Raw genomic sequence first — 742 nt, 5'->3', positions numbered from 1 at the left:
GATTTCACGGCAAGCTGGACAGCGATTTCGCGCCAAGCTGGACAGTAAGTTCGTAAAGTAGCGACGCAGGTCAACCGTGGCACCCTCGACGATTTCGTCGGGGCGTCTACATGGCATTTCCAAAGTTGACCATGCGTAAAATTCGAGAAGCGCTGCGCCTACATTTCGATTGCGGCTTCAATCATCGTGAAGTCGCTCGGGCGTTGGGTACGTCGCCCACAACTGTGGGGCAATATGTTCGCCGTTTGGAGCGTGCCGGCCTAAGCTACCCGCTGCCGCCAGCACTCGGTGATGACGAACTCGAGGCACGCCTGTTTCCGCCACCGCCACGCGTGGAAGGGGAACGTCCTACGCCGCATTGGCCGACCGTGAGGCGCGAGCTTGCCCGCAAAGGCGTGACGCTCGATCTGCTCTGGAACGAATACAAGGCCGAGCACCCTGACGGTTACGCGTACACCTGGTTTTGCACGCGATACAGCGAATGGGCCAATGCGCTTCCGCTGACCTTGCGGCAAACACATGCTCCGGGCGAGAAGTTATTCGTCGACTACTCAGGCGACAAGATAGCGATCATCAATGCGCAAACGGGTGAGATCCGGGAGGCCGAGTTGTTCGTGGCCGTACTGGGGGCGTCGAACTACACCTATGCGGAAGCAACCTTGACCCAGCAGAGTTCTGATTGGATTGGCTCTCACATTCGAACATTCGAATTTATGGGCGGTTGTCCTGAGATCGTCACGCC

Annotated in this window: 1 protein-coding gene; it reads left to right on the top strand. The window is 57.8% G+C overall.

Going from position 1 to position 742, the window contains the following annotated elements:
• Positions 1-110 precede the first annotated feature (110 nt).
• Positions 111-742, top strand: a 632-nt coding sequence (locus AWB66_RS32640) for a sigma factor-like helix-turn-helix DNA-binding protein (RefSeq protein ID WP_125469898.1), incomplete at its 3' end; no start/stop codon positions are given.

Origin of the sequence: Caballeronia telluris (genome assembly GCF_001544495.1) — a bacterium.
In the GTDB taxonomy this organism is placed as follows: domain Bacteria; phylum Pseudomonadota; class Gammaproteobacteria; order Burkholderiales; family Burkholderiaceae; genus Caballeronia; species Caballeronia telluris.
Note: the sequence above shows the minus strand (reverse complement) of the source record. Positions and strands in the feature narration are given on the sequence as shown.